Annotated in this window: 6 protein-coding genes; 1 reads left to right on the forward strand and 5 read right to left on the reverse strand. The window is 58.6% G+C overall.

Annotated features, from left to right (window positions below; genetic code table 11):
• Positions 1-71 precede the first annotated feature (71 nt).
• The 4 genes from AC07O1_RS30205 to AC07O1_RS30220 form a co-directional block, all read right to left on the reverse strand.
• Entirely contained in the window at positions 72-1,235 is a 1,164-nt protein-coding gene (locus AC07O1_RS30205) for an EAL domain-containing protein (RefSeq protein ID WP_494992446.1), read from the reverse strand.
• Between the two features lie 116 nt (positions 1,236-1,351).
• Positions 1,352-1,693, reverse strand: a complete 342-nt coding sequence (locus AC07O1_RS30210; RefSeq protein ID WP_495091173.1) for a hypothetical protein — start codon at positions 1,691-1,693, stop codon at positions 1,352-1,354.
• Complete coding sequence (locus AC07O1_RS30215) at positions 1,690-2,079, reverse strand: phage holin family protein (protein ID WP_494992444.1); 390 nt, start codon at positions 2,077-2,079, stop codon at positions 1,690-1,692. Before AC07O1_RS30215 ends, AC07O1_RS30210 begins: the two co-directional genes overlap by 4 nt.
• Before the next feature lies 1 nt (position 2,080).
• On the reverse strand, positions 2,081-2,395 hold the full coding sequence (locus AC07O1_RS30220) for an ElaB/YgaM/YqjD family protein (protein WP_419116508.1): 315 nt from the start codon (positions 2,393-2,395) through the stop codon (positions 2,081-2,083).
• Positions 2,396-2,729: 334 nt separating this feature from the next.
• On the opposite strand from AC07O1_RS30220, the gene AC07O1_RS30225 reads away from it, so the two are divergent.
• Complete coding sequence (locus AC07O1_RS30225; protein ID WP_495091174.1) at positions 2,730-3,938, forward strand: ammonium transporter; 1,209 nt, start codon at positions 2,730-2,732, stop codon at positions 3,936-3,938.
• A 145-nt stretch (positions 3,939-4,083) separates the two neighbouring features.
• Here AC07O1_RS30225 and AC07O1_RS30230 read toward each other — a convergent pair whose 3' ends face one another.
• On the reverse strand, positions 4,084-6,039 hold the full coding sequence (locus tag AC07O1_RS30230; RefSeq protein ID WP_495091175.1) for a monovalent cation:proton antiporter family protein: 1,956 nt from the start codon (positions 6,037-6,039) through the stop codon (positions 4,084-4,086).
• Between the last annotated feature and the right edge of the window lie 101 nt (positions 6,040-6,140).

Here is a 6,140-nt window from a genome sequence, read left to right on the forward strand (position 1 = left end):
GCGAGGAACAGCAACGCAGGATATGGGCTGCTGGCGCCGAAGTTGACTAACAGAACTAGCCACACAGGCCACTAGAGCCCCAGCGCGTCAATATCGATCAGCAGTAAGCGCTGACCGTTGTCGAAGAATTGGCCGGCGGTGAGGCAATACTGGTTGCTGGTGGCGTCGCGGTAGGTGTTGGACAGCGTCAGTCGGCGTTCGTCCCAGCCCTCTGCCAGCAAGTGATAGAAGTACGGCCGCCAGGACCAGTTGTGGCCCAGGTAACTGCTGTCTGCCTGCCAGGCATTGTTGCGCCATTCAAGATTGGGGGTGAGTTGCGTGCCATGGCGGTCACATTGATAAAAGCGCAGCAACCATGGGAAGGCGTGCAGTTGGGGTAGTTGGCTGAGTGGCGCTTGAGCCTGTGCCCATGCTTGCAGAATGCCCATCAGTTCGCCGAGCTGTTGGCGCATCACCATCAAGCGGGCACGCTCGGTCAGTTTTTGTTGAACATAACGTTCGCGCAGTCGGGCAAAGCGTTCGACGAACGCATCGGTGGGGAAGAGCCCGACCTCGGCTTTGGCGAACAGATAGCCCTGGACATAGCGTGATCCGCATTCCAGGGCAAAATTCAGTTCGGCCTCGGTTTCCACACCTTCAGCGATGATCCAGCACCCGGTTTTTTCTGCCATCTGCGCCAGCGCTTTGACTACATCACTGCTGGGCCCGCCGCGAGCCGCAGCCTGGAACAAGCGCATATCCAGTTTGAGAATGTCTGGTTGTAACGCCAGTACACGATCCAGCTGAGAATAACCGGCACCGAAATCATCGATCGCGATGCGCGCACCTGCCTGTCGATAACGCTCCACAACCTCAGACAAACGCTGGACGTTTCCGCCCAGTTCAGTGATCTCGAATACGATGCGTCGAGGATCAACGCCGTGCCGCTGCAATTGTTTGAGGCTCGGCAGCGCCTGGCCAGAGCGTAAGCGGCTGATCCAGCGAGGTGACATATTCAGGCTCAGGAACCAGTCTTGAGGGGCCTCATGCAGGCGACTCAAAGCGTTGTCGCGGACCAGGCGATCAAGGCGTCGTAACGAGGCAGAAGGTGTTCGCGGATCTGCAAACAACGGCCCGACCGAGGTCAATTGACCATCGGCCTGACGCAGGCGGCCCAGGGCTTCGACTCCGGCAATGCGACCGGTTGCGGTGTCGATGAATGGCTGAAAGCAGGCAAGCGGTTGCCCGTCGATCACAGAGCCTCCTTAGTAAGGTCTTGTTGGGGATGTGCCTCGGCTATCGGGTAGACAGGCAGGACCAGACCCCGCGATAAAGAGGTCCGATCCATGAGCTTTGCAAGAATGCAGCCAGACTAGCTTTTGCCAGAGGAGCCTTGCATCGCCAGCTTGATCAGCGGCAACAGGCTGGTGCCGAGACTGACCAGCCGGGTGAGGCTGCTGATGCCACTGCCCTTGGCGCCTTTGCCGGTCAGAAACCCCAGCAAGGTCACTGCGGCAACGCCCCAGAGCGGCGCGTGCTTGATGCCGAAGCCGTCCTTCATGTTTTGTGTCATCCCGCGCACACGCTGTAAGGGTCGCAGCAGGTTCTGGGATTCATGGCGGATTTCCTGGCGATGCATTTCCATGCGCAACCGGATCAAGGCCTTGCGCATCTCGTGCCGGGTATGGAGTTGGGGTCTCTCAGGCAGGCTCATGGCAGCAGGCGCTCCCTGTCGTTGGCCAACTCTTCAAGCGTGGCACTGAAGGGTGATGACTCGTCGAAGATTGCCGCTTTCATACGCAGCGCGCAAAAGAGTGCGGCGAGCGTATAGAAGACACACAGGCCGATAATTGCGGCCAGGCGATAAGTGTCCCAGAGCAGGATCAATACCAATACCGAGAGCCCAACCAATAACAGCAAGGCAAAAACCAGTGCCAGACCTGCGAACAACAACAGGCTTACGGTCCGTGATTTTTGCTCTTGCAACTCGATACCGAACAACTCGACATGGCTGTGCAACAAACCCAGGAAAGCGGCACCCAAGCGCCGGGATGAGGTGCTTGGGCCCGTTGCGGACGAGCCGGATTCGTCAATAGGCATATTAGCGCCGCGTCGCCAGCAGGCCGATCAGAAAGCCTACCCCGGCGGCAATTCCCACCGACTGCCATGGGTTGGCCTGTACGTAGTCTTCGGTGGCGGTGACCGCTGCTTTGCTGCGTTCGCGCAGGGAGTCTTCGGTCAGTTGCAGGGTTTCGCGGGCGCGCAACAGACTGTCGTGGATCTGGCTGCGCAGTTCATCAGCTTGATCACCGGCCAGTGTCGCGGTGTGCTCCAGCAACCTCTCGGTGTCATTGACCAGCGTTTGAAAATCCGCCATCAGTATTTCTTGAGCAGTCTTTGCTGTTTTGCTGGCCATGGTTATCTCCGTAGGTGGCTTCTGAATGTTTCGAGTATGAGGCTTGCCGGAAGGTTCAGCGCAATTGCCTGGTACAGCTTTTGCTTTGTCATGGTGCGCAGGCGAGCGATGTTGCGCTGAAGCTGGGCGTAAATGTGGCGCGAGCCATGAAAACCTTAACCTAAATAATTAAAACCCGCGAAAAACCCCTAGCGGCGATTGCCTGTTCGCAATTCCTGCGCCAAAGCGGTTCACCCATACAAAAGCCGTTGCCAAGGCGGGTGCCAATTTGGTGCGCAAAAGGAGTTCTTGAACTGCTTTGGTGCTTTTTCCTGCATTCAGGTCTGCCATCTCCATGGAAAATTTGCAAAGTGCTGTGGACAGTCTGGTCCATAGCTCCAATACGCTGTTCATTCTGATGGGCGCGGTCATGGTCCTGGCCATGCATGCCGGTTTCGCCTTTCTGGAAGTGGGCACGGTCAGGCAAAAAAACCAGGTCAATGCGCTATCGAAGATACTCAGCGATTTCGCCATTTCGACCTTGGCCTACTTCTTTATAGGCTATTGGATTTCCTACGGCGTCAGTTTCATGCAGCCAGCGGCGGTGATCAGTGCCGATCATGGCTATGGGCTGGTGAAATTCTTCTTTCTGCTGACCTTTGCTGCAGCGATTCCGGCGATCATCTCCGGGGGGATTGCCGAGCGAGCCAGATTTGCCCCGCAGCTCTGTGCGACGGCGCTGATCGTGGCGTTCATTTATCCTTTCTTTGAAGGCTTGGTGTGGAACGGCAATTTTGGTCTGCAAGCCTGGTTGCTGGCGCGCTTTGGCGCGAGTTTCCATGACTTCGCAGGATCGGTGGTGGTGCACGCCATGGGCGGTTGGCTGGCGCTTGCGGCGGTACTGTTGCTGGGGCCGCGGCAGGGCCGTTACCGCGATGGACGATTGGTGGCCTTCGCACCGTCGAGCATTCCGTTTCTGGCGTTGGGGTCGTGGATCCTGATTGTCGGCTGGTTCGGCTTCAACGTGATGAGTGCGCAAACGCTGCAAGGGCTCAGTGGCCTGGTCGCGGTCAACTCGTTGATGGCGATGGTCGGTGGCACCGTGGCGGCTCTGATCGTCGGTCGCAATGACCCGGGCTTCCTGCATAACGGCCCATTGGCCGGGCTGGTGGCGATTTGCGCAGGTTCCGACTTGATGCACCCGGTCGGCGCACTGGTAACCGGCGCCATTGCCGGGGCTTTGTTCGTGTGGTGCTTCACCGCCGCGCAAGGGAAATGGAAGATTGATGATGTGTTGGGTGTCTGGCCGTTGCATGGGCTTTGCGGCGTCTGGGGCGGGATTGCTTGCGGAATTTTCGGTCAGAGCGCTTTGGGAGGTCTGGGCGGAGTCAGTTTGATCAGCCAGTTGATTGGAACCTCTGTGGGTATCGTCATCGCCTTTGCCGGGGGCTTTGTGGTGTATGGCGCGATCAAGTATTTCCATGGTCTGCGGTTGAGCCAGGAAGAGGAGTATTACGGGGCTGATTTGTCCGTGCACAAGATCGGCGCAGTGAGCCTGGATTGATTGTGCGAATCTGAAATTGCTTTACCTGTAGGAGCCGAGCTTGCTCGCGATGAACGATGGCGAGGCTTGCCTGATGCACCGCGCCGCCTGCATCGCGAGCAAGCTCGGCTCCTACAGGCCTTGTGCTTCCCTTCCATCCGCTTTATTACCCGCCCAGCAATCGCGCTTCACAGGCCTCGAGGGCTGACAAGGTGCCGGACATCAGTACCGTGTCACCTGCCTGCAGGTGGGTGACAGCGTCAGTTGCCAGTTCGTTGCCACCGCGCTGCACGGCCTGCACGTCCACACCCAGCTGCTCCAGCGCCAGATCGTTCAGCGGCAAGCCGCAGGCATGGGCGCCGGTACCGAGATTGACCGCATGCATCAACACCTTGGGCTGCCCCCGGTTGTCCAGCAGGTTGCTCTGCGCGCCGTGATAAAAACCATGCAGAAGGCGATAGCGGTTGTGCCGGACTTCGTCGACGTTGGCCTGGACCTGTTGTTCGGGTAATCCGAGCATGATCAGCGCATGAGAGGCCAGCATCAGGCTTGACTCGAGCAACTCCGGGACAACCTCGTTGGCGCCTGCGGCTTTCAACTCAGCCAATTGGCTGTCATCCCGGGTTCGAACCAGAATCGGAACGTCACCGTTGATTCGGCGGGCTTCCTTGAGCACGATCAAGGCGATGTCAGTCTTGTCCACGGCAATCACCAGCAACCGTGCCCGCTCGAGTCCGACCGCCGCGAGCAACTCGCCGCGACGTGAGTCGCCATAGTGCACGCAACTTTCACCGGCCGCGGCTTCCTGGACTCGCACCGGGTCGTCATCGAGCGCGATGAATCGCTGTTGTTCGCGCCGCAGAAAGCGGCCGATGGACTGGCCCACACGACCATAACCGCAGATCACCACATGCCCGTGCAACCCGGCATTCAGCTCAGTGATTTCTTCCAGTTTCGCCTCCTCATTGGGTTTGCGATGCAAGCGGGCAGCGATGCCTGGGGCTGCGCGCAATAGCAGCGGCGTCAACAGCATCGAACAGAAGGTTGCCGCCAGCAGAGGACCACTCATGTCGGTGGGCATCAAATTGCTCTGTTGCATCTGCGCTATTAGCGCAAAACAGAATTCGCCGCCTTGAGCCAGTGCCAGTCCGCTACGCCAGGCTGTTTCGCCGTCGCTACCACGCCATTTGACCAGAGCCGCCACCACGGCGCCCTTGATCAGCAACAGCGCCAGCGTCAGACCCAGGATATATACACCGTGGCTGGCGAATAACTGCAGGTCGATCAACATGCCGATACTGACGAAGAACAATCCCAGCAAAATATCGCGGAACGGCCGGATATCGGCTTCGATCTGATGCCGGTAATGGCTTTCCCCCAGCAGCATGCCGGCTAGAAAGGCACCCAGGGCAGGAGAGAGCCCCAGCAGATGAGTCAACCAGGCGGTCAGTAGCACGATGACCAATGCCAGCAGCACGAACAACTCGGCGGAATGGGACGCGGCGACTTCATGGAACAGCCGTGGCAGCAACCAGCGACTGGCCAAAAGCAGGCCGACAAACAGCACGACAGTTTTCCCCAGGGTGGTCGGCAGCGCCCAATACCAGGCCTGATCACTGCTGCCGGCAAACACTGGAACCAGTGTCAGCAAGAGCACCGCGACCACATCCTGGAACAACAGCACGCCGATTGCATTCTGGCCGTGGCTGCTGAAGATCTCGCCCAGACCGGTCAATTCTTTGCTGACGATGGCGGTCGAAGACAGTGCCAGGCCGGCCCCGAGTAACAAGGCTGAGGTAGTCGGCACTCCGGACAGCAACAACACGCCGCCCAGCAGTACGCCTGTAACCAGCACCTGTAGGCTGCCCAGTCCGAAGACCACGCGACGTAACGCGAGCATTTTAGACAGGGAGAATTCAAGCCCCAGTGAAAAAAGCAGGAAGACCACGCCCAGCTCGGCCAGGTCCGGTAACTCTTCGCTGTCATTCACCCAGCCGAATGCAGTTGGCCCCACCAGCAGGCCGACGCACAGATAGCCCAACACCGGTGGCAGTTGCAGGCGCCGGAACAGTGCAATCACCACCAGTGACGAGGCGAGGATGATCAACAGGTTTGCGAACACAGAAGTCTCCGGTCAGGGGCGTTGACTAGTGGCCTGTGTGGCTAGTTCTGTTAGTCAACTTCGGCGCCAGCAGCCCATATCCTGCGTTGCTGTTCCTCGCC

The organism is Pseudomonas sp. GW821-FHT07G10, assembly GCF_059418545.1.